Origin of the sequence: Parasphingorhabdus sp. (assembly GCF_036963705.1) — a bacterium.
Lineage (GTDB): Bacteria > Pseudomonadota > Alphaproteobacteria > Sphingomonadales > Sphingomonadaceae > Parasphingorhabdus.
The window spans coordinates 21,135-44,030 of sequence record NZ_JBALUT010000002.1 but is presented as its reverse complement, the minus strand read 5'-3'; the positions used below and the strand labels follow the sequence as shown (position 1 = coordinate 44,030).

16 protein-coding genes are annotated in these 22,896 nt (G+C 56.9%); 12 read left to right on the top strand and 4 right to left on the bottom strand.

Annotation, left to right across the window (positions count from 1 at the left end; genetic code table 11):
• Window positions 1–47: 47 nt before the first annotated feature.
• Window positions 48–1,655, top strand: a complete 1,608-nt coding sequence (locus tag V7680_RS00760) for a long-chain fatty acid--CoA ligase (protein WP_335651373.1) — start codon at window positions 48–50, stop codon at window positions 1,653–1,655.
• Here the strand turns inward: V7680_RS00760 and V7680_RS00755 are convergent.
• Together V7680_RS00755 and moaB are read right to left on the bottom strand one after the other, a co-directional pair.
• Window positions 1,652–2,749: a PA0069 family radical SAM protein gene (locus tag V7680_RS00755; RefSeq protein ID WP_335651372.1), complete on the bottom strand. Its 1,098-nt coding sequence runs from the start codon at window positions 2,747–2,749 to the stop codon at window positions 1,652–1,654. The two genes, V7680_RS00760 and V7680_RS00755, sit on opposite strands and share 4 nt — an antisense overlap.
• Before the next feature lie 47 nt (window positions 2,750–2,796).
• Window positions 2,797–3,324, bottom strand: coding sequence for a molybdenum cofactor biosynthesis protein B (moaB, locus tag V7680_RS00750; RefSeq protein WP_335651428.1), 528 nt, complete (start codon window positions 3,322–3,324; stop codon window positions 2,797–2,799).
• 112 nt (window positions 3,325–3,436) lie between these two features.
• Here moaB and V7680_RS00745 point away from each other — a divergent pair, with 112 nt between their 5' ends.
• The 7 genes from V7680_RS00745 (at window position 3,437) to trxA (ending at window position 14,774) form a co-directional block, all read left to right on the top strand.
• On the top strand, window positions 3,437–5,788 hold the full coding sequence (locus tag V7680_RS00745; protein WP_335651371.1) for a sensor histidine kinase: 2,352 nt from the start codon (window positions 3,437–3,439) through the stop codon (window positions 5,786–5,788).
• Between the two features lie 4 nt (window positions 5,789–5,792).
• Window positions 5,793–6,239, top strand: coding sequence for a tRNA (adenosine(37)-N6)-threonylcarbamoyltransferase complex ATPase subunit type 1 TsaE (gene tsaE / locus V7680_RS00740; RefSeq protein WP_335651370.1), 447 nt, complete (start codon window positions 5,793–5,795; stop codon window positions 6,237–6,239).
• On the top strand, window positions 6,236–7,222 hold the full coding sequence (locus V7680_RS00735; RefSeq protein WP_442954951.1) for an aminoglycoside phosphotransferase family protein: 987 nt from the start codon (window positions 6,236–6,238) through the stop codon (window positions 7,220–7,222). The genes tsaE and V7680_RS00735 overlap by 4 nt, the downstream gene beginning before the upstream one ends.
• Complete coding sequence (locus V7680_RS00730; protein WP_335651368.1) at window positions 7,219–7,935, top strand: nucleotidyltransferase family protein; 717 nt, start codon at window positions 7,219–7,221, stop codon at window positions 7,933–7,935. The genes V7680_RS00735 and V7680_RS00730 overlap by 4 nt, the downstream gene beginning before the upstream one ends.
• Entirely contained in the window at window positions 7,928–10,927 is a 3,000-nt protein-coding gene (addB, locus tag V7680_RS00725) for a double-strand break repair protein AddB (protein ID WP_335651367.1), read from the top strand. Before V7680_RS00730 ends, addB begins: the two co-directional genes overlap by 8 nt.
• Window positions 10,920–14,372 (top strand): double-strand break repair helicase AddA, encoded by a 3,453-nt coding sequence (gene addA, locus V7680_RS00720; RefSeq protein WP_335651366.1) that lies wholly within the window; start codon window positions 10,920–10,922, stop codon window positions 14,370–14,372. The genes addB and addA overlap by 8 nt, the downstream gene beginning before the upstream one ends.
• Before the next feature lie 75 nt (window positions 14,373–14,447).
• Entirely contained in the window at window positions 14,448–14,774 is a 327-nt protein-coding gene (gene trxA, locus V7680_RS00715) for a thioredoxin TrxA (RefSeq protein WP_335651365.1), read from the top strand.
• Here the strand turns inward: trxA and V7680_RS00710 are convergent.
• Window positions 14,771–15,577, bottom strand: a complete 807-nt coding sequence (locus V7680_RS00710) for an inositol monophosphatase family protein (RefSeq protein ID WP_335651364.1) — start codon at window positions 15,575–15,577, stop codon at window positions 14,771–14,773. The two genes, trxA and V7680_RS00710, sit on opposite strands and share 4 nt — an antisense overlap.
• Before the next feature lie 4 nt (window positions 15,578–15,581).
• Entirely contained in the window at window positions 15,582–16,811 is a 1,230-nt protein-coding gene (gene argJ, locus V7680_RS00705; RefSeq protein ID WP_335651363.1) for a bifunctional glutamate N-acetyltransferase/amino-acid acetyltransferase ArgJ, read from the bottom strand.
• A gap of 59 nt (window positions 16,812–16,870) precedes the next feature.
• Here argJ and V7680_RS00700 point away from each other — a divergent pair, with 59 nt between their 5' ends.
• The 4 genes from V7680_RS00700 to V7680_RS00685 all read left to right on the top strand — a co-directional run bounded on the left by V7680_RS00700 (window position 16,871) and on the right by V7680_RS00685 (window position 22,878).
• A complete protein-coding gene (locus tag V7680_RS00700) occupies window positions 16,871–17,197 on the top strand; it encodes a hypothetical protein (RefSeq protein ID WP_335651362.1) in 327 nt (108 codons plus the stop codon).
• A 104-nt stretch (window positions 17,198–17,301) separates the two neighbouring features.
• A complete protein-coding gene (gene secA, locus V7680_RS00695) occupies window positions 17,302–20,043 on the top strand; it encodes a preprotein translocase subunit SecA (RefSeq protein WP_335651361.1) in 2,742 nt (913 codons plus the stop codon).
• Window positions 20,044–20,075: 32 nt separating this feature from the next.
• A complete protein-coding gene (locus V7680_RS00690) occupies window positions 20,076–20,843 on the top strand; it encodes a sulfite exporter TauE/SafE family protein (protein ID WP_335651360.1) in 768 nt (255 codons plus the stop codon).
• Between the two features lie 238 nt (window positions 20,844–21,081).
• Window positions 21,082–22,878, top strand: a complete 1,797-nt coding sequence (locus V7680_RS00685; protein WP_335651359.1) for a DUF885 domain-containing protein — start codon at window positions 21,082–21,084, stop codon at window positions 22,876–22,878.
• Window positions 22,879–22,896: the final 18 nt, after the last annotated feature.

The window sequence follows — 22,896 nt, the reverse complement described above, 5'->3', positions numbered from 1 at the left end:
TAAACATTTCAGGACCCGGCCAAAGATAACTTGTTTGGAGAGACAATATGGCCGGTGCAATGCAAGCTAGCGCACTCAAGATTACCAATCTGATCGATCATGCGGCGAGAGAACATGGCGCTCGCGAGATCGTCAGCTATTGGGCGGATGGAAATATTACGCGCAGCAACTGGGCCGAGGTCGGACTGGATTCGCGCAAATTCTCGCAAGCATTGCAGCGTCTCGGCATGAAAAAAGGCGACCGGATCGCCACCATCGCCATGAACCATGCCCATCATCTGGTCAGCTGGTATGGCTCTGCCGGCATCGGCGGTATCCTCCATACGGTCAATCCGCGGCTGTTCGAGGAACAACTGGTCTATGTCATCAACCATGCCGAAGACCGCGTGTTACTTTTCGACAAAATGTTCGCGCCGATCGTCGAGTTGATCAAGCCACAGCTCAAAACGGTGGAACATTATATCCAGTTTGACGGCGAGAAAGGCGACTATCCGACCTTTCGTGAGCTTGTAGATGCCGAAGACGGTGACTTCGAATGGGTTGATGTCGATGAAAATGACCCTTGCGGCCTTTGCTATACCAGCGGCACCACCGGTAACCCGAAAGGTGTCTTGTACGAGCATCGTTCGAACGTCATTCATGCTATCACCGAGGTGCAGCCGGATGTGATGGATCTAGCCACCCGCTCGGTGATGTTGCCAGTCGTGCCGATGTTCCACGCCAATGCTTGGGGACTGCCCTTCGCTTGTGCGGCGGTCGGTGCAAAAATGGTCTTTTCCGCCAGCAATGAAGCGTCGGTCTTGTGGAAACTGATCCGCGAAGAGGGCGTGACCCACAGCGCTGGTGTCCCGACAGTCTGGCTGTCGATGTTCGCCGATCTGGACGAGAATGGCGGTGACTATGGCAAATTGGGCGTTGTCGTGATTGGCGGCTCTGCTTGTCCGCGGTCGATGATCGAACGCCTGATGAAAAACGGCATTCGCGTCGCCCATGCCTGGGGCATGACAGAGACCTCTCCGATCGGCACCGCCGGTTCGCTTCCGGCCAATTGGGATGAACTGAGCTTTGACGAGCAGGTTGACGTGATCTGCAAGCAGGGCAGGCCGCCATTCGGCGTCGAATTGCGCGTGATCGACGAAGAAGGCAATGTCGCTCCTCGCGATGGCAAAACCAGCGGTACGCTGGAAATCCGGGGGCCGTGGATCGTCAAACGCTATTATCGTGCTGATGAGGATGCCGTCGAGGATGATGGCTGGTTCGACACCGGCGATGTGTCGGTACTCCATCCCGACGGGACGATGCAGATCACCGACCGGGCCAAGGATGTGATCAAGTCGGGCGGCGAGTGGATCAGCTCGATAGAATTGGAAAACGCGGCTGTCGGTTGTCCGGGAGTTGCTGAAGCGGCAGCGGTCGGCGTCTATCATCCCAAGTGGGACGAGCGGCCGTTGCTGCTGGTGGTCCGCAAACCGGGCAGCGATGTTTCGGAAGCGGATGTGATTGAGTATCTCGGCGATAAAGTCGCCAAGTGGTGGCTGCCCGACGAAGTGAAGTTCGTCGCTGAAGTTCCGCACACGGCAACCGGGAAAATCCTGAAACGGTCACTCCGCGAGGAATATAAGGACTATAAGTTGAAGAGCCTGGCGGACGGCTAAAACAGCTCCATCTGGCTGCCCTTGATGATAGGGCGTTGGAACAAATCTGTTCGAAGCTTGATTTTGCTCTTGTTCAACCCGGCTTTGCGTGACGCAATCGCGAGCCGGGTGCGGATGAGGTCCGCCCATGGTCCCTGACCGCGCATCCGGCTGTGGAATTCCGCATCGTTGCGCTTGCCGCCGCGCATTTGCCTGACGATACTCATCACCTTCGATCTGCGGTCCGGATAATATGTTTCGAGCCACTCTTCAAACAACGGGGCCACTTCGTGCGGTAGGCGCATGGCGATGAAAGATACGCTCGTGGCACCGCATTCCGCTGCCGCAGCAACTATTGCCTCTATTTCATGATCGGTGATCCCTGGCACGACCGGTGCGATATTGACATGCACATAGATGCCCGCTTCGCTGAGCTTTCGCACCGCTTCCAGCCGCCGCGGAGGAGAGGGGGCTCTGGGTTCGAGCAAGCGGGCGGTTTTCGGATCAAGAGTGGTTACCGAAATCGTCACGGCAGTAAGCTGTTGAACAGCCAGATTTACGAGCAGGTCAATATCATCAATCACCCGATTGGATTTGGTTGTAATCACCACCGGATGGAGCGTTTCCAGCATAACCTCCAATATCTGCCGTGTGATCCGGTAGCGCTTTTCGATCGGCTGATATGGATCGGTGTTGGTACCGATGGCGAGGCTTGCCGGTTGATAATTGGGCTTTGCCAATGTCTGGCGGAGCAGATCGGCGGCATTGGGTTTGGCGAACAGCTTGCTTTCGAAATCAAGCCCGGGGGACAGATCATGATAAGCGTGGGTCGGCCGGGCATAGCAATAAACGCAGCCATGTTCACAGCCGCGATAGGCGTTGATCGAACGGTCGAACGGCAGATCGGGAGACTTGTTGTAATTGATGATCGATTTGGGGAATTCAGTTGTGACCGTCGTTCTCAGCTTCGAAGCATCGTCTCCGATCTGGTGCTTTTCATCGAGCCAATCGCCGTCAACCTCCCGATGTTGCAGATTGAATCGCCGCGGTACCGCGTTCGATGGCGCCCCTCGGCCCTTCTGGGGCGGCAGAGAGATTCGGTTTTTGTCGTCCATCCCCCCTCATAAGGCGAGAACATATAAAGAACAAATAGTTTGAATGACTATTTTTCAAGCAGCCTCGGGATCAACTCGACAAAATTGCAGGGGCGATGACGATTGTCGAGCTGGCTATCCAAAATGCCATCCCAGCCGTCTTTCACCGCACCATTTGAACCCGGCAGCGCGAATATATAAGTGCCGCGGGCAACCACAGCGCATGCGCGCGATTGCACCGTTGAGGTGCCGATTTTTTCGATACTCAGATATCGGAACAGTTCGCCGAAACCGGGGATATCCTTGTCCTTGACCGAATTCAGCGCCTCTGGTGTGATATCGCGTCCGGTCAGGCCGGTGCCGCCGGTGGTGATGATGACATCTACCTCTTCGTCGTCAATCCATTGGTGGAGTTGAGCCACGAGCACGGATTTGTCATCTTTTCGCACTGTGCGATAGATAAGAATATGGCCTTTTTCCTCAATCCGTTTGGCAAGGATATCGCCCGAGCTGTCGTCTTTCGCCGTTCGCGTGTCCGAAACCGTCAATAAGGCGATGTTGATCGGTTTGAATGTCCTGCTTTCGTCAATCGGCATTGCTGCTCTCCGCATTATTACGGCCCCGACAATAGCTTAGTTTGGGGAGCATTTGTAAGACATAAAGAATAGGGGTTTGCGCAGGTTAACTATCCGTCTAATCGATGGTTCAATGTCTAATGTCCCGGATCTTACTGCTGTAATCTTAGGCCTCATCCTTGCTGCCTGGCTGGGTGCTGCCGCGTGGGCAATCTGGACCGGCCTGGCGATGAAGAACAAGGCCGACGCTACCTTGCGGCAATCTGGCAGACTGGGCCGCTTGCTCGAGACTTCACCGGCTTTGCCATTGCTTGTGCGATCCGACGGAAAATTGGAAGCATCGCAGCGGTTGATGCACTGGCTCGGTTTCGATCATCTGCCCGCACATATTTCGGAATTGCACGAGAGCGACCGCGGAATGAGCCGGCAGGATCTGGAAGATCTGATGCAGGACGTCAATCTTGCCCAGAAAACCGGCAGCAGTTTTGTTCGCGCGATAAGGGTTGCCGGCTCCCAGAAGGCATTGCTGGTCCGCGGCGGATTGGCCGACCAGAAAATATCACCCAATGGCAGCGCCCTTCTGTGGGTTTTCGATGCCACCGACAGCGAAGGGCAGATCGAAAAGCTGCGCGACGAAAACGAGGCGGCACGCGCCGCATTTGATGCTTTATCTGCTCTGATCGAAGCGGCGCCGGTACCGATGTGGCACCGGTCCCCCGACTTGAGCCTGACGCTGGTCAACAGCGCCTATGTCGCGGCGGTCGATGCCGAAGATGGCGCGCGGGTCATTGCCGAGGGCATTGAACTGGTGGAAACTATCGACGGTTTTAGTCCGGTCGATGCTGCCAGGCGGGCAAAAGACCGGGGCGAGCCGCTGGAGCGGATTGTCGCGACGACGATCGGCGGCGAACGGCGCATGACCCAGGTGGTCGACGTGCCACTTGGGAAATCCGGTATCGCTGGCTATGCGATAGATATTCAGGAACTGGAAGACGCGCGGCGGGAACAGCGGCGCTTCGGGGAATCGCAGCGCGACATGCTCGACAAGATTTCCGCCGGCGTGGTCCAGTTCGATGCCGATAAATCGCTGAAATTCTGTAATCTGCCGTTCCAGCGCATTTTCTCCATGCGTCAGCAATGGATAGCGGAGCGTCCGGAGTTTCCCCGCGTATTGGACCGGATGCGTGAAATGAACCGGATTCCGGAAGTCCGTGATTTTCCGGAATGGCGCGAGGAACGGACGGGCTGGTTCCAGTCTACCAACGGGACTGAGGAGAATTGGCTTCTGGCCGATGGCACGCATCTGAGGGTGCTCGCAAACCCGACGCCGGACGGCGGATTGCTGGTGATTTTCGAGGATCGCACCGAACAGGTGCAACTGGCGAGCGCTCGCGACACATTGCTGCGGGTCCGAACCGCGACATTCGACAACCTGTTTGAATCGCTTGCCGTGTTTGCCGCCGATGGAAAGCTCAATATCTGGAACCATCAATTTGCCAATAATTGGGGCCTTGAAGAAGAGGATCTCGGCAAACATCCGCGCGTGGATTCGTTGATGCAAAAAATGGCGCTTCAGTTGAAGCAGCCCGCCCGCATCTCGGAAGTCCGGGAAATGGTCCGCAGTGCGACGACCGATCGCGAACAAAGGGGTGGGCGGATCAACTTTGCGGACGGACGGCGATACGAATTTGCCGCGATCCCGCTACCCGACGGGAATGCACTGTTCACGATGCTGGATATTTCGGACAGCTACCGGATCGAACAGGCACTGCGCGAGCGTAATGAGGCGCTGGTCGAAGCAGACTCGATCAAAGGCAGCTTCCTGTCCAACATGAGCTATGAATTCCGAACGCCGCTCACATCGATCGGCGGATTCGCGGAGCTCCTCGATCAGGGGATTGCCGGGCCGCTGACCGATCAGGGGCATGAATATGTGCGGGCGATCCTTCAGTCCGTCAAACGGCTGGGTACCCAGATCGACAATGTCCTCGACTTGAGTCAAAGCGAAGCCGGCGCGCTGCCGATCGCCAAGGACAAGGTCAATCTCAACAAGTTGATCGAAGATATTGCCGGCCATTTCTCCGATGATGCGAAAGCCAAGAATATAGGCGTGGAACTGCAGCTGGATGCGACACTGGGATCGGCGATGGCCGACAAGAAGCGGCTCAGCCAGGCAATCTCCCAGATCGTCGACAATGCGATCAAATATACCAATGAGGACGGCCGTGTGCTGATCCATGGTTCCGGAAATGTAAAACATGCCGTGATCCATATTTCCGATGATGGTCCGGGGATGACCGCAGGCCAGCAATCAAAGGCGTTTGACAGTTTCGCCCGCTCGCGCGATCAAAAAGCAAATGACAAAGTGGGTGGTCTTGGCTTGCCATTGGCGCGCCAACTGATCCTGGCGCACGGCGGCGATCTGAACCTGACGTCGGAACCGGGGCAGGGGACATTGGTAACCTTGCGCCTGCCGAGGCAGTAAAAAAATGTTGGTTCTAAAAGACGAGAACGCGACTCTGGATGTCGGACGAAAAATCGGCGCTTTGCTGCGTCAGGGGGATAAGCTCGCCTTGAGCGGGACACTCGGCGCCGGCAAGACCACATTGGCGAGAGGGATATTGGAAGGACTGGGCTATGGCGAAGAAGTGCCGAGCCCGACATTCGCCATAGTCCAGCAATATGAGCCCCCGGAGACCAGAATTCCCGTCGCCCATGTCGACCTGTACCGGATCGAGGATCCGGAAGAAATTCCCGAACTTGGGCTCGATGACATATTGGATGTGGGCGCGATGATCGTCGAATGGCCCGACCGGATGCCCGACAGCTTTTGGAGTGATGCGCTTAGAATCGAACTGGAAATTACCGGGGATGACAATCGCCGGTTGACTTGGACTGCAGGGAACGCTTGGAAAGATCGATGGCCACTGACATGAAACCGCCGGTAGCAGCGGCAGAATTTTTGACCCAAAATGGGTGGGACAATGCCCTGATTTCCCCGGTCGCAGGGGATGCGTCGTTCCGTCGCTATTTCCGTGTCGAGGCAGGAGGCCGCAAAGCGATTCTGATGGACGCACCTCCACCGCATGAAGACCCGAAACCGTTTATCGCGATTGCCGAATATCTGACCGGTTCAGGATTTGCGGCGCCCGAAATTTTTGCGCGCGACCTGACGCAGGGCCTCGTTCTTCTGGAGGACTTCGGTGATCAGCGGATGCGCGAACATCTCGACCACAAGCCGGAAGACGAAGAGCCGATCTATCGTCAGGTCATCGATCTGCTGCAGGGATTGCATCGGGTACCGGCTGCGGAACTACCCGCCTATGACGAGCAGCAATATTTGCGGGAAGTGAATTTGCTGACCGAATGGTATTGTCCCGCTCAGCAACTGGACGTCGATACAGAGGGTTTCGAAGCAATCTGGCGAGAAATTCTTGCACCTGTCATCGCGGCGCAAAACTCGCCGGTCACGGTGATGCGCGATTATCATGCCGAGAATATCATGCTGCTTGACGACGGTCGTCTCGGTCTGCTGGATTTTCAGGACGCGCTGGTCGGTCATCGCGCTTATGATCTTGTCTCGATGCTGCAGGATGCTCGCCGCGATGTGTCGGACGAGCTGGAAGCAACCATGCTCACATATTATCTGACTGATTACCAAGACGAAGCGGCCGCCGAATTCCGCAGTCACTATGCCATTTTGGGCGCGCAGCGGAACACCAAGATCATCGGTATTTTTACCCGTCTTTGCATGCGGGACGGCAAACAGCGCTATCTCGATTTCCTGCCCAGAATGTGGCGGCTGCTGGAGAAAGACCTGCAGCATCCCGCGCTTGAACCGATGAAGAAGTGGTTTGACCAGAATATTCCTGCGGAAGTCCGGCGCAAGCCGATGCCGATGGCGGAAGCAAACAAATGACCAGGGTCGACACCGCGATGATCATGGCGGCAGGACTGGGCAAACGCATGCGTCCGCTGACCGAAAGCCGTCCGAAACCGCTGGTTGAAGTCGCCGGCAAGGCGATGATCGACCATTGTTTTGAGAAGCTGGTCGAAGCGGGAATAGGCAAGGCTGTGGTCAACGTGCATTATCTTGCCGATATGATGGAAGCGCATCTTGCGGCTTTGCCGTATCCGATTGAAATCCGGGTCTCCGACGAACGGTCTGAGTTGCTGGAGACCGGAGGCGGACTGGTGCAAGCAGAGCCGTTGATCGACGAGGACAATTTTTTCTGCATCAACAGCGATAACCTGTGGACCGACGGATCGACAAACAGCCTTCATCAGCTTGCGCAAACCTGGAACGAAGACAAGATGGATGCGCTGCTCCTTCTGGTTCCGCGAAGCTCGGCACATAATTATCAGGGTACGGGGGATTTTCATCTTGAGGAACAGAACCGGATTTCCCGCAAGCTTCCGGATCAACAGGCACCTTTGATCTTCTCCGGTATCCAGCTGATTTCCAAACGGCTGTTGCGCGATGCGCCTACCGGTCCTTTCTCGACCAATATCTTCTGGGAGCGGGCGATTGGCGAAGGCCGCCTGTTCGGTGCCGTTCATGCGGGCAAATGGTTCGAGGTCGGATCACCGCAAGCAATAGCGCCGACAGAAGCCGCGCTGGCGAATGCCTAAACGCCGCCGGCCATCCATTTATAATATTGCCGCGCATGGCGGCTTTGCAGATGCGCTCGCTCAGGGACTGATCGACCGTTTTGCCAAGGATGCGTTTGGACTGGCCCGCGGTCTAGTCATATTGCCCAATAACCGCGCTCGCAGCGCTCTACAGGAAGCCTTTGTCCGCTTGAGCGAAGACGGATTGTTGCTGCCGCAAATGGCAGTAATCGGAGACCTTGAGCTGGACGAGTCGATCGGCGTGGCGCTTGATTCCGGCGAATTGGCGCTCGACATCCCGGCAGCGGTCGATTCTATGGATCGCCTGCTCACGCTCGCCCAGATGATCCAGAAGGAAATCGGGCTGCGCGAAGATGCCATTCTGGCGAAAGACGCGCTGCGGCTGGCCCGCGAATTTGCCAGAACCCTAGACCAGTTGAACATCGAAGAAATTTCGCTGGCCGATCTCAAGAAAACCGAACCGGAAAGTCTCGACCTGTCGAGCCACTGGCAGGATTCTTATCGTTTCTTCCTGATCATCGCAGAGAAGTGGCAAGAGCAGCTGGCGCAATGGGAGCGGGTTGATCAGGCGGTTCGCCGCAATCTGCTGTTCGACCATATCGCGAAAAGCTGGAAAGAGACGCATCCCGCCCATTTCGTCGTCGCAGCAGGTGTAACCACATCCGCGCCCGCCATAGCGCGCTTTCTGGAGACCATAGCTTTCCTGCCGGTAGGTCTTGTTGTTCTCCCCGATCTCGACCTGATCATGCCGGACGAGGAATGGGATTTGCTCGGGCCGTTCGAGCCCGACCCGGACAGCGGCTATGCGACACGTGCCCAGGAAACCCATCCGCAATATCATATGAAATTGCTGCTCGACCGGATGTCGATCGCGCGCGGGGAGGTCTTGCGCTGGCCGCGAACCGGCGAAAGCGGCGCGGTAGCGCAACGGAGTCGGGCGTTGAGCCATGCTTTTGCGATTCCCAAACTGACCGTGCGCTGGCAAAATCTGGAAAGCAGTGAGCGCAGTCTGGCAGGCGTGCAAACCATCGAGGCGCGCAACAGCGCCGAAGAAGCGCAAGCCATCGCTCTTCTGGCTCGAGAGGCTCTGGAAGACCCAAAGCAACGGGTAGCGATTGTCACGCCAGACCGGTCATTGGCGACCCGTATCTCATCCCATTTGAAACGCTGGGACATTCAGGTCGACGACACCGCCGGTCAGGCTCTGGCGAAACTGCCCGAAGGCATTTTCTTTTTGAACCTGCTCGCCGCGGTAGCCAACGGATTCCCTCCGGCCGAATTTCTTGCCTTGCTCAAACATCCTCTGGTGCAGCGAGGCGAAGGGCGGCTTGCCTGGCTCGACCAGGTGCGCAAGCTCGACCTGCTGTTGCGCGGGCCTCGGCCTGCACCGGGACTGGCCGGTATCGACGCGCTGCTAAAGGGCGACAATCGCCGGACTAAAAAACTCCGCGAATCAATCACTCCGTGGTGGCAATCGGTTCGCGTGATGTTCGAGCCGATGGAGAAGCTGTTCGCACCTCCTTTGGATTGGGCGCGCCTGTTGGACCAGCTGCGGCTATTGGCCGAACAATTGACAGATGGTGCGATCTGGGCCGGACCAGCTGGCCGGGAACTGGCCGAACTATTGGCGAAACTGCAGGTGCGCGCCGAGATGGGGCCGATCCGGATTTCGGTGAATGAGCTGGCCGGCTATTTCGAGATCATGATGTCCGATATTTCGGTGCGGCCGGCCTATGGCGGCCATCCCCGGATCGCGCTTTACGGGTTGCTGGAGGCGCGCTTGCAGCAGTCCGACCTCGTGATCTGCTGCGGCCTCAACGAGGGCAGTTGGCCGCAAGCGATCACGCCCGATCCTTGGCTCGCGCCGATGATCCGCAAATCGCTCGGCCTGCCGGCGCAGGAACGGCAAATCGGTCTGTCTGCGCACGATCTGGTCGGCGCGATGGGCGCCAAGAAGGTCATTCTCGCCCGGGCGGTTCGGGATGATTCCGGACCAGCGATTGCGTCGCGCTTCCTGCTGCGTTTGAAGGGCATGTGCGGAGACAATTTGAAAGAACACCCCGAGGTCCGCGCATGGATGGCTTCCATCGACGAACCCGAGGCGATCTCGGAATCCTATGCCCGTCCCGCTCCATTGCCAAGCGCAGAGCAGCGCCATATTTCGATTTCAGTGACGCAGGTCGACCGTCTGATTGCCGATCCTTACGCCTTTTATGCGAACAAGATCATGGGCTTTGCATCGCTAGACATGATTGACGCAGACCCGAGCGCCGCCTGGCGCGGGACGATCATTCACGACATTCTCGATCAATGGGCCAAGCAGGACAATTATGCGCCCGGAGCGTTGAGAGAAAGAGCCAATGCATTTCTCAATGATCCGACGCTGCACCCGTTGATGCGCAGTCTCTGGGCGCCCCGTCTGATCGAGGGGCTGGAATGGATTGCGGAAACGGTGACCCAGAACCGCAAGGCGGGACGGGAACCCGTCGCATCGGAAATATACGGCAAAGCCGAGATTGCCGGTGTCGAGCTGTCCGGTATCGCCGATCGTATCGACCGGATGCCGGATGGAGGACTAGCGGTTGTCGATTACAAGACCGGCGGCGCACCGACCAACAAGGCGGTGGTCGAAGGCTATAATCTTCAGCTCGGCCTGCTCGCTGCAATCGCCGAACTCGGCGGGTTCCCAGATATCGCCGGAGAGGCCACCGGCTTTGAATATTGGTCGCTCGCGAAAACCGCCGGATCGGATAATTTCGGCTATGTCCGCTCTCCTACAAAGGGGCGTGGTGACAATGTCGTTCCGGCCGATGCAATGGTCGACCATGCTGTCGCCCGGTTCAACAAGGCGGTGGACCAATATTTATTGGGCTCGGAACCGATGACTGCCAAGCTGCATCCGGAATATGCTCCCTATGCCGATTTTGACCAGTTGATGCGGCTCGAAGAATGGTACGGGCGCTCGCCTGTGGAAACGGTGGACGATGAGTAGCGGCAAGCCAAAAATCTTTCCGTTGATGGATCGCCAAATTGATGCGGTCGAGCCCGAGACCAATATCTGGCTCAGCGCCTCTGCGGGTACCGGAAAGACGCAAGTTCTCACGGCGCGGGTTTTCCGCTTGCTACTGACGGAGAAGGTCGATCCCGAACATATTCTCTGCCTGACCTTTACCAAGGCCGGTGCCGCAGAAATGGCGGAAAGGATCAACCGCCAACTGGCCGCATGGGTGCGGATGGACGATACCAAGCTGGCGAGCGATCTGGCCGCTATTGGCGCGTCGACGGGGCCGGAAACAAGGAACCGCGCACGAACCCTGTTTGCCCGCGTCCTCGATGCGCAGGGCGGTGGTTTGCGCATCATGACGATCCACGGCTTCTGCCAGTCCTTGCTCGCTTCCTTTCCGGAAGAAGCGGGCATTGCCTCGATGTTCAAGCCGATCGAGGCGCGCGACCAGAAGATATTGGCACGTGACGCACTGGGTGATCTGCTGCTTGATGAAGAGCGGTCCGGGCGTCCGGGGATCATTCAATCGATCCAGCGGCTCAGCGTGCGGATGGGCGAAGAGGCGACCGAGCAGTTTCTGATGGCCTGCGCGGCCAAGGCCGATGCGATGGAAGAGCTGCCGCCCGGCGTGTTGCCGTTTGCCCGGGGATTGTTGGGACTTCCGATCGAAGGCGATGCTAACTCCTGGCTAGCCGAACGCTGCACCGATGAAGCGATCGATATTCGCTCAATGACATTGCTGCGCGACGCGATGGCGGAATCTGGCGGCAAGAAGGAGCAGGAACGTCAATTGGCGATCCGTCTATGGCTAACGCTCAATCCAGAAGAGCGCGCAGCTGCTTTGCCGGATGTTCACCTGGGATGGGCCACCAAGACAACCGGAGCATCGCCGAAACCCACCAAGGGGCTGTTGAAAGCCTTGCCGGATTACGATTTTATCGCCGGATCTCTGCTGGAATGGAGCAGCGGCCTGCTCGAAAAAGCAGTCCTGTTCGAATATGCCGACCTGTTCGCAGGCGCGCTGGATGCGGGCCGCGCCTTCTATCACCGCTATGCAGCGGCAAAGAAACTGCACGGTGTGGTCGACTTTGACGACATGATCCGGATGACTGCCCGGCTTTTGCAGAAAAGCGATATGGCCGCATGGATTCGCTACAAGCTCGATCAGCGCACCGATCACATATTGATCGACGAAGCGCAGGACACCAATCTCGCGCAATGGGATATCGTAGGCGCGCTGGCAGGCGAGTTTTTTGCCGGCATGGGCGTTGATCCGGAGCGGCACCGGACCCTGTTCACGGTTGGCGATTTCAAGCAGGCGATCTTCGGTTTTCAGGGCACCAGTCCGCATAATTATGCCAACGCGAGAACCGAGTTTTTCGGCCTTGCGGAGGCATCGGAACAGCCATTCGGAGATCTGTCGCTCGACCGTAGTTTCCGTTCGACACCGCCGGTTCTGCACGTAGTCGATGCGACGCTGGAACAGCTTAGCCACGAGCAACTGGGGCTCGATCACAGGGTTCCCGAACATCGCAGTAACTATCAGGACGCCAGCGGAAGCGTGACACTGTGGAAACCGATTGCCAATAATAGCGATGCCGATGACGAAGATGAGGAATCATGGGCCAGTGAAGAGAAACGGGTCTTTGCCCAGCAACTGGCGGTACAGATCAAACAATGGCTGTCCCCGGATAATCCGCTTTGGCTGGACAGGGAAAAGCGGCCGCTGCAACCCAAAGACATATTGATATTGGTGAGCAAGCGTGACGAGCTCAGCGCGCTGATCGTCGCCCGCTTGTTCGCCGAAAAAGTGCCGGTAGCCGGCATCGACCGTATCCGCCTGAACCAGCCATTGGTGGTGCAGGATCTGCTGGCGGCCATACGCTTTGTCTTGCAACCGAATGACGATCTTAACCTTGCCAGCTTGCTGGTTTCGCCGCTGCTCGGCTGGACCCAAGAGGATCTGCTGGCGCGCGGCTATCGCGGGCCGAAACAGGCGGAGAAAAGCCTGTGGGAATTTTTGCGAAGACAGGATGGGCTGGGAGAGCTGATCAAACCGCTGATGCAGTTGCTGGCGATGGCAGATTTCAACACGCCCTACCAGTTTCTGGAAACCATATTATCTGGTCCGATGCAGGGCAGGCGCAAATTGCTCACGCGTCTCAGCCACGCAGCGGTGGATCCGCTCGACGAATTGCTGGCGACTGCGCTTTCCTTTGAACGGGATCATATCCCGACCTTGCAGGGGTTTCTCGACTGGTTCGACCGCGGCGATGTTGAAATCAAGCGCGAGCAGGTCGAAGGCGGTAACGAAGTCCGCCTGATGACCGTGCACGGCGCGAAGGGCCTTCAAGCGCCGTTGGTGATTCTCGCCAATGCGACCTTTGATCCAGCGAGCAAGAAAAGCGGCGGCTTTGCGATAAAGCTGGGCGAGGGGTCTCGCAAAGAGCTCGAATATCCGGTTGTGCCGGTCCGCAAGGCCGAGCGAGTCGGCATATTGGCTGAACATGCCGCCCATGCCGATAAGATCGCGATGGAAGAACATTGGCGACTTTTATATGTCGCAATGACGCGGGCGGAAGAGCATCTTGTGGTCGCTGGTGTTCTCGGGCCGAGGGCCAAAGGCGAGATACCGGAACTAAGTTGGTTTGGCGCGATTGAACGCGGCCTGATTGCGTTGGATTGTGACTGGCGGGATGATCCTGACTGGTCTTCTGTCCGGGAATATCGGATTGAAAACCCGAACCAGCCCTCGGCATCGTCTGCCACAGGCAGTGGAATGGATCAGACTGATGAGCAACCATCGCCGCCGGACTGGCTTTTTCAGGCAGCGCCGGAAGAAGCACGGCCGCCGCGACCATTGACGCCTTCGCATCTCGGTACCGATGATGCCAGCAACCCACCGCCAGACCTGACGATGCGCGATGCCGCGGAGCGCGGAATCCTGCTGCACAGCCTGTTTCAGCGATTACCAAATATTGCCCGGGAACGGCGCGTGGACGTCGCCGATCAGTGGCTCGCAAAACAAAAGCGGATCGTCGATCCGGCTAGACGTGCGGACATTGTCGAGACGGTATTGGCGGTGATGGACAATCCGGCATGGTCGGCCTTGTTCGGCGCGGAGAGTCTGGCGGAAGCGCCGATCGCGGCAGTGGTCGGTGAGCATGTTATATCCGGTACGGTCGACCGGTTGCTGATCACCGATGATCAGATCTATGTCGTCGATTTCAAAACCGGTCGCCGGGTTCCGGATGATGCCGAGCAAGCGCCCGTCGCCTATCTGAGGCAGATGGCTGCTTATGTAGCAGCGCTGGAGAAAATATTCCCCGGACGCCCGATCAGGGCAGGGCTTCTCTACTCGCATGGCCCGGAAATGCTGGAAATTTCCGCCAGTCTCATTAACCGGCACAAGCCCGGCTTTGAGCCGATATGAAAATCCTTTCCGCCACAGCGCTTGAGCGGGGCACCGACCATACCTAAATAGAGTTTGAACAATTGGAGATTCGTTATGGCTACCAAAGCAATTACCGACGCAAGTTTTGAAAGCGATGTCCTGAACGCTGACGGTCCCGTGCTTGTCGATTTCTGGGCAGAATGGTGTGGCCCCTGCAAGATGATCGGCCCCGCGCTGGAAGAAATCAGCGATGAACTGCTAGGAAAGGTGACCATCGCCAAGCTCAACATCGATGACAGCCCCGATGCGCCTGCAAAATACGGGGTGCGCGGCATCCCAACCATGATCCTGTTTAACAACGGTGCTCCGGTTGAAACCAAGGTTGGCGCGGCTCCGAAAAGCCAGCTTAAATCCTGGCTCGAATCCAGCCTGCCGGCTTAAGTTCTGAAAATATCCCCAAGCCGCTCGGCTGCTTCGTCCCAGAGTTTCGGTGACGAAGCGCCGAGTAGTCCCTTCCTGCGGTCCGCGGGACGATAGTCCGAACCATCCCAGCGCGCGCATTTCCCACCGGCTTCGTTGAGAAACAATACCCCCGACGCATGGTCCCAGGGCAGGGTGCGCTGAAACACCGAAATATGGTTGGTTCCCTGCACCAGTCGCGGATATTGCTCGGCGGCGCAGCGCGGGATATCGACAATCTCGTAATGAGGTTCGGCGGCCGCCAGCAAATTGTCTCGCTCCTCCGGCTCCATGAATCCGGTCGCCAATGCGGCCACCGGCTTCTCCGGATGCTCCGGCGGCACCGTGACCCGATTCCCGTTGATAAAAGCTCCGCCATTTTTATCGGCATGGCAGATTCGCGCGGTTAGCGGGTCATAAAGCCATCCTGCCACGGTTTCATTCTGCTCGACCAGCGCAATCATTATCCCGAAAGGGGGACGCCCGGCGGCATAATTTCCGGTGCCGTCGATCGGGTCGATGATCCAGACCATACCATCGGCCAGTTGATCTACAACGGATTCATCGATGGCATAGGCTTCTTCGCCTACGATTTTCGCTTCCGGCAGCAGCGCGGCCAGCGCCCCGGCAATATATTCCTCGCTCAGTTTGTCGGCGACGGTAACCAGATCACCGGGCGTCTTCTCGTCGATCTGGTGCGATTTCAGGTTCTGGTAATATGGCATCACAATATCGCGCGACGCGTTTCCGATTAAGTCGAGAACGGGCTGATAAAGTGGGTGCACAGGTTTAGCTCCTATAGTCGGCGTTGATATCAATATAACCGTGGGTCAGATCACAGGTCCAGACAGTTGCGTTGCCCTTTCCAAGGCCGATGTCGACAGCGATGTCGATTTCTTTACCTTTGAGATGCTCCGCCACCGGTGCTTCGTCATAATCCGGCACGACCAGACCGTCGCGGGCCACGGTGACGCCGCCAAAGCTGATCGCCAGCCTGTCGCGATCCGCAGGTTCGCCAGCCTTGCCGACAGCCATTACCACCCGGCCCCAATTGGCGTCTTCACCGGCGATGGCGGTTTTGACGAGAGGAGAATTGGCGATCGAAAGCGCGATGCGTTTTGCGCTGTCGTCGCTGTCAGCTCCGGTCACCGCGATCTCGATAAATTTGCTCGCGCCTTCGCCGTCGCGTACCACGAGATGCGCCATCTGCAGGCAAAGGTCGCTGAGTGCGGCCTGAAACGCGTCTGCGCCGTCATCATCAAAGGACGTAAGGGCGGGAGCCTTGTTCTGGCCCGTCGCGAAGGCAAGTACGGTATCGCTGGTCGATGTATCGCTATCCACGGTGATGCAGTTGAAACTTTTGCTGGTAGCTGCGCTCAGCATTTCCTGCAGAAAACCAGCTTCTACGGTCGCGTCGGTAAAAATATAGCCGAGCATCGTCGCCATGTCCGGCGCGATCATCCCCGATCCTTTGATAATCCCGTTGAGATGGACCGTCTGACCGCCAATAATCGCGCTCGTGGTCGCCATTTTGGGGAACGTGTCGGTGGTCATGATCGTCGCAGCGGCCGCTTCCCAGTCGCAAGGTTGTGCTTCGAACACCGCTCTCAGTCCAGATTCCGCTTTGTCCTGAGGCAAAGGCACACCGATTACGCCGGTCGAAGAAACGAATATCTCGTCTTCCGGACAGCCAAGATGAGCCGATGCGAGCGACAATATTTTTTGCACCGCCGCCATGCCGCGCGCGCCGGTAAAGGCGTTGGCATTGCCGGCATTGACCACCAGGCCGCGCGCCTTGCCTTGCTTGAGGGCTTGGCGGCAATATTCGACTTCGGGGGAGGGGCATTTGCTTCGCGTCAGGACGCCGGCAACCGATGTTCCTGCTGCCAATTCGACAAAGGTCAGGTCGCAGCGGTCCCAGTCCTTATACCGCGCGCGGGCTATACGGCAGGTAACGCCCGCAATATCGGGCAACGCGGGAGATTGTGCTGGGGCCAGAGGCGAAAGATTGTCCGACACTTAACTTGCCTTTATACATTGTTTTGATAGAACGCGCTGATATTGACGGGGCCTTGTCCATGAACGCATATATTGCAAGTTTTATGTTGCTGCTATTCAACGCTGTCGGCTTGGCCGTGCCTGCGTCTGTAGCAGCCGAAGCGCGCATGATACCGGAATTGGGAAGCGCCGCCAACTTGTCGGAAAGCTCAGCCGCCGATCAATGTTCTGTTGTCGAATCGACACGGGTGCTGTCATCGAGTCATCTATCCTGTGAACTGTTGGAAATCTGGGCGTCCGCTCCACTTTCCGTGGACGAGATCGCCAGCAGAAAAGAAATCTGGGCCGTCGTTGCGATGCGCTCTGAACCCGGCGACAAGCTGGAACATGAAGAAGGTGCGCCCTAGCGCCATTCTCTGACCGGCCACCATCAAATGGCTGGAAATTCTCTCTAAATTCATCCTGTTCCCGGCTTTTATCGGCTGGAAAAATCTACAAATTGGAAAACATCATGCTCGGCGGTATTGCCAAATCCATTTTCGGTTCAGCGAATGACCGATACGTAAAATCGATGCAAAAAGTGGTCGACGCGGTAAACGCGTTCGAGCCATCAATCGAGCCACTTTCTGACGAAGAACTCGCAGCGAAGACTGTATCTTTCAAAGAACGGGCCGCTGGCGGTGAATCGCTTGACGATATCATGCCGGAAGCCTTCGCGGTGGTTCGGGAAGCGGCAAAGCGGACGCTGGGACAGCGCCATTATGATGTGCAGCTGATCGGCGGTATCGTTCTGCATCGCGGTGAAATCGCCGAAATGCGCACCGGTGAGGGTAAGACCCTGGTCGCGACGCTTGCCTGCTATCTTAATGCCATTGGCGGCAAGGGCGTTCACGTTGTTACCGTCAACGACTATCTCGCCCGCCGCGATGCGGAATGGATGAGCCAGGTCTATAATTTCCTGGGGCTGGAAGTCGGCATAATCGTGCCAAATCTGGGCGAAGAAAAGCGCCGTGCCGCTTACGCAGCCGATATCACCTATGGTACCAATAACGAATTCGGCTTCGACTATTTGCGCGACAATATGAAGCATGAGCGGGCCCAGATGGTCCAGCGGCCCTTCAACTTCGCGATTGTCGACGAGGTTGACTCGATCCTGATCGACGAAGCCCGGACACCGCTGATCATTTCCGGACCGACCGATGACAAGTCCGATCTTTATTTGTCGGTCAACGCGGTGGTTCAGGGTCTCACCGAAGAGGATTATGAAAAAGACGAGAAATCGCGCAATCTTTCGCTGACCGAAGAAGGCACCGAAAAGGCTGAACGTCTGCTTGAAGACGCTGGCCTTCTGACCGGTAGCAACCTCTATGACTATGAGAATACCCAGGTCGTCCACCATTTGAACCAGGCGTTGATGGCCAATGTCATGCGCAAGCGCGACACCGATTATATCGTCAAGGATGGCAAGATCATCATCATCGATGAATTTACGGGCCGAATGATGGACGGACGGCGCTGGTCCAATGGCCTTCACCAGGCTGTAGAAGCCAAGGAAGGCGTCCAGATCGAGCCTGAAAACCAGACCATGGCTTCAATTACATTCCAGAATTTTTTCCGCATGTATCCAAAGCTGTCGGGCATGACTGGCACCGCGGAAACGGAAGCGGCAGAATTCTACGAAATCTACAAGATGAATGTCGTCACCATTCCGACCAACAAACCGGTTTTGCGGATTGACGAGAATGACGAGTTCTACAAGAATACCCTCGATAAATTTGCGGCGATTGCAAAGACTGTCAAGGAGCATAGCGAAAAGGGCCAACCGGTTCTGGTCGGAACGGTTTCGATCGAAAAATCCGAGCTTCTATCCGATTTCCTGAACAAGGAAAATGTTGAGCATAGTGTCCTGAATGCCCGCTTCCACGAGCAGGAAGCGCTCATCGTGGCGCAGGCCGGCTCTCCCGGTGCCGTCACTATCGCCACCAATATGGCTGGTCGGGGTACCGATATCCAGCTGGGCGGCAATATCGATTTCCGAATCGAAGCAGAACTTGGCGACATGGAAGACGGTCCTGAAAAGGACAAGGCTATCGCCAAGATCGAGGAAGAAGTCCGGGCGTTGCGCGCGACCGTGAGAGAAGCGGGTGGTCTGTTTGTACTCGGTACCGAACGTCACGAAAGCCGCCGGATCGATAACCAGCTGCGCGGCCGCTCCGGCCGTCAGGGTGATCCGGGACTGAGCCGCTTCTATCTCTGTCTTGAAGACGATTTGCTGCGGATTTTTGGCACCGAAACCATGTTCGCCAAGATGATGAATAAAAATCTTGAAGATGGTGAGGCGATTGGCGGCAAATGGCTGTCCAAGGCAATTGAAACGGCTCAGAAAAAGGTCGAGGCGCGAAACTATGAAGCGCGTAAACAGGTTGTCGAATATGATGACGTGATGAACGATCAACGCAAGGTGATCTATGAGCAACGCTCTGAAATCATGGATGCGGATACGGTTGGCGATGTCGTCGAGGATATGCGGCACGAGACGGTCAACGCGATGGTTGCCGATGCCTGCCCGCCGGGTACCTATCCCGAACAATGGGATATTGAAGGCTTGAAGACCCGCGTCCAGGAAGTGCTCAACCTCACGCCCGATTTTGACAGTTGGATGCAGGAAGACGCCCTTGAGCCGGAAATCATCGAAACTCGTATCTCCGATATGGCCGATGCCGATTTCGAAGCGAAAATGGCCCAGGTCGAAAGTGAAAAGCCTGGCGTATGGGCGCAAATCGAGAAATCGATCCTGCTCGAATTGCTCGACCATCACTGGAAGGAGCATCTGGCCACTCTCGATGCCTTGCGTCAGGTCGTTTTCCTGCGCGCTTATGCCCAGAAAAAGCCGCTCGACGAATATAAGCAGGAAGCCTTCGGCCTGTTCGAACGGATGCTGGAAATCATTCGCGAAGGTGTGACCAAGACGATCGCGATCAGCCAGTTCCAACAGGAGGACGAGCTTGTGGTGCCGGACCTGCCGGAATTGCCAGACTTCCTGACCACGCATATCGATCCACTGACCGGTGAAGACAACAGCAATGACATCGACGGCGGTACGCTCGGCACTGTGTCATCATCCTTGCCTCCGCGCCAATCAGGCCAGTTGAACAATCCGCAGGATGGTCTGGAGGGCAGCACAGTAAGCCGCAATGCTCCATGTCCGTGTGGTTCGGGACGCAAATATAAACATTGTCACGGGAAGTTTTGATCTGATTTCCCGGCGGCAGTACGGAGGCTGAGGTGGCGGTCGGGATATTCGGACTGGCCATCCTGTTTGCGCTGACCGCCGCGCTATATGCCAGCGTCGGATTTGGCGGCGGGTCTACTTATATAGCCCTGCTGGCGCTAGCTGAGCTTGATTATCGGGCGCTGCCGGTCGTTGCGCTGCTGTGCAATATCATCGTCGTGACGGGTGGAACGATCAGGTTTCAGTCACGGGGCCTTATCGACTGGCCCAGGATCTGGCCGATCCTGCTGCTGTCCGTGCCAGCGGCATGGCTCGGCGGGCGTATGGTCCTCGCGCAGGACAGCTTCATGTTGCTGCTCGGCCTGTCGCTGGCCGCAGCGGGCATCTTGCTGATCATCGAGCCGTTTATCAAGCGGGCACGCAAGCACTCCGGAAACGGACAATGGAGCGGCCACCGGCTGTTCGCCCCTATTATCGGCACCGGTATCGGCTTTCTGTCCGGCATGGTCGGCATCGGCGGCGGCATCTTCCTCGCCCCGATCCTGCTGCTCACCCGCTGGTCCGACAGCCGCCGCATCGCCGCAACCGCCAGCGTGTTCATTCTGGTCAACTCAATCGCCGGTCTGGCCGGGCAGCTGATGAAATCGGGCTTGAGTCTCGGGGGTGAGACGATCCTTGCCTATTGGCCCCTTTTCCTCGGCGTCCTGCTCGGCGGCCAGATAGGCAGCATATTGGCCAGCAAGGCCCTGCCGGAGATATGGATCAGGCGGCTGACGGCGCTGCTGATACTCTATGTGGCGGTCAGGATATTGTGGGTTTGAGGCCGTGAACCTCAAGAATATCGAGTTGTTATTTGCACAAACATTGGAATTCCCCAGCCAGGAATAATATTTCGTAATCGAGATATATTGTCCGATTGCCTCACCCTGAGCGCCTGCCAAGGCCGAGCTTCATAATTGGCAACGAAACTTGTCTCGAAATGACGGCGAAGGCTTGACCTGAGAGGGCTGTCCTGCCTCTATGCCGATCAGATATCTAACTTGGGTCAGGGGTCTCGTCATGACATTATCACGCATTGGTTTTTCTTTGTGTCTCGGGGCCGTAAGTCTGAGTCTGATACCTCCGGCCCTTGCCCAGGAAGCCGCAGCTGAAACGACATTTGCGGCTGAAGCGGGGCCATTGGATGCAAGGTTGCGCGCGCTCTACGAAGCCGAGACCAAATGGCGGCACCAGGAATTTCATCTGGTCCAGGATGATCAGCGCTGGGTACAGGGAGATCACTTCCCCAGTGAAACTGCCGAAACACAGGCTAAACGACTGGCCTATTGGCAGAATGTGCTGCGCCAGCTGGATGACATTCCAGTCGATCAGCTTTCGCAAGAGGAACAGGTGAACGCCGCCGTTTTCCGCCAGTCGATCTGGGAACAGGTCAACAGCCTGGGGTATAAAACCTATGAGGCGCCGTTTAACAGCGACACGTTTTTCTGGGGCGGTTTGAACCCGCGAACAGGTTTTTCCAAGGCCGCTGCCTATAGGGATTATTTGGGGCGGATGCAGGATATCTCCCGCTATTTTGACGAGAATATTGCCAACATGCGGGCCGGACTGGCGCGCGGCTATACGGTGCCGCGGGTCGGTATAGAGGGTCGCGACGCGACCATCGAAGCTTACACCGTGACCGGCGATGCAAATCCGTTTTACGATGCGTTTCGCGATATGCCCGATTCCATTCCGGAAAAGGAACAGGTGGCAATGCGCAGCGAGGCGTTAAAGCTCATCGAGACTGTGGTCGCTCCGGCTTATGGTTCGCTGCTCCGGTTCATGCGTGAGGACTATATGCCGCGCGCGCGGACGTCCATTGATGCCTATGCGTTGCCGGACGGCAAACGCTTCTATCAGGACCAGATACGTCTCTACACCACGCTTGATCTGACCGCTGACGAGATTCACCGGATCGGTCTGGAGGAAGTGGCCCGGATCGATGCCGACATGAAGGCGACGATGAAAGAGACCGGCTTTTCCGGCACATTTCCGGAATTTCTGACGTTCATGCGGACCGACCCGCAATTTTACGCGAAGACCCCGCGCGAACTCTTGTCCTATGCAGCCTATGTTACCAAGAAGATGGACGGAAAACTGAAGGAAAGTTTCAACCTCCTGCCTCGTTACCGCTTCACCATCCGGCCAGTGCCCGACGCTATCGCGCCGGTTTACACATCGGGGCGGGGCGGTCTGGAGAGTTGCCTGTTCAATACCTATGATCTGCCGTCGCGGCCGCTGTATAATCTCACGGCACTGGCCCTCCATGAATGTATCCCGGGTCACAGTTTCCAGGCTGCGGTGGCGCTGGAAGCACCTGACCGGCCGGAATTTCGCAAGGATATCTACTTCTCCGGCTATGGCGAAGGCTGGGGGCTGTACACCGAATGGCTAGGCACCAAGCTTGGCATGTATGAAACCCATTACGAGGAATTTGGACGCCAAACCTTTGAAATGTGGCGGGCAGTGAGACTGGTGATCGATACTGGCATTCATACCAAAGGCTGGACTCGGCAGAGGGCGATTGACTATCTCGCGAGCCATACCGCGCTGGCGCAGCGCGATGTTGAAACCGAAGTGGACCGCTATATCTCCTGGCCCGCGCAGGCTCTTGCCTACAAGCTTGGCGAGATGAGCATTCGCAAGCTTCGCGCCAGGGCCGAGGCGGAACTGGGCACCGCTTTTGATCAGAGATTATTTCACGATACGTATCTTGCGCTTGGCGCAGTGCCGTTACCGGTGATGGTATCACAGATGGAAGAATTTATCGCAGCCGAAAAGGCAAAATTGGCAACTAGCGGGAAAGTTCCGAAATAGGCGGAACCTGTCCACTAC

Coding starts and splice junctions, on each gene's coding strand:
- addA (WP_335651366.1), top strand. CDS start 10,920: ATGAGTAGCGGCAAGCCAAAAATCTTTCCGTTGATGGATCGCCAAATT.
- tsaE (WP_335651370.1), top strand. CDS start 5,793: ATGTTGGTTCTAAAAGACGAGAACGCGACTCTGGATGTCGGACGAAAA.
- V7680_RS00745 (WP_335651371.1), top strand. CDS start 3,437: ATGTCTAATGTCCCGGATCTTACTGCTGTAATCTTAGGCCTCATCCTT.
- V7680_RS00700 (WP_335651362.1), top strand. CDS start 16,871: ATGAACGCATATATTGCAAGTTTTATGTTGCTGCTATTCAACGCTGTC.
- V7680_RS00755 (WP_335651372.1), bottom strand. CDS start 2,749: ATGGACGACAAAAACCGAATCTCTCTGCCGCCCCAGAAGGGCCGAGGG.
- moaB (WP_335651428.1), bottom strand. CDS start 3,324: ATGCCGATTGACGAAAGCAGGACATTCAAACCGATCAACATCGCCTTA.
- V7680_RS00685 (WP_335651359.1), top strand. CDS start 21,082: ATGACATTATCACGCATTGGTTTTTCTTTGTGTCTCGGGGCCGTAAGT.
- addB (WP_335651367.1), top strand. CDS start 7,928: ATGCCTAAACGCCGCCGGCCATCCATTTATAATATTGCCGCGCATGGC.
- secA (WP_335651361.1), top strand. CDS start 17,302: ATGCTCGGCGGTATTGCCAAATCCATTTTCGGTTCAGCGAATGACCGA.
- V7680_RS00735 (WP_442954951.1), top strand. CDS start 6,236: ATGAAACCGCCGGTAGCAGCGGCAGAATTTTTGACCCAAAATGGGTGG.
- V7680_RS00760 (WP_335651373.1), top strand. CDS start 48: ATGGCCGGTGCAATGCAAGCTAGCGCACTCAAGATTACCAATCTGATC.
- V7680_RS00730 (WP_335651368.1), top strand. CDS start 7,219: ATGACCAGGGTCGACACCGCGATGATCATGGCGGCAGGACTGGGCAAA.
- trxA (WP_335651365.1), top strand. CDS start 14,448: ATGGCTACCAAAGCAATTACCGACGCAAGTTTTGAAAGCGATGTCCTG.